The sequence below is a fragment of the uncultured Vibrio sp. genome (assembly GCF_947488985.1).
Lineage (GTDB): Bacteria > Pseudomonadota > Gammaproteobacteria > Enterobacterales > Vibrionaceae > Vibrio.
Map to the genome: position 1 here is coordinate 1 of NZ_CANLBV010000411.1, position 218 is coordinate 218.

The 218-nt window shown below is 44.5% G+C and carries 1 pseudogene; it reads left to right on the forward strand.

Features of this window, described 5'->3' with window-relative positions:
• Positions 1-218, forward strand: a pseudogene (locus Q1A70_RS20795) (IS5/IS1182 family transposase); the annotation flags it as partial.

Genomic DNA, 218 nt, shown 5'->3' on the forward strand with positions numbered 1-218 from the left:
GATACTGATACTCATGAGATCATCGCAGCCGAACTGACCTTATCAGGCGTGACAGATGCAGAAGTGTTGCCTAATCTGCTCAAGCAAACTCGTCGCACCATTAAAGAAATCTCTGGAGATGGTGCTGCCTTTTGGGAACAAGGACACCCTCGTAATCGAGCTGTTGGTTGCCAAAAACTGTATGGTTCAAACAAGAAATGGAAACAAAAATACGGTTA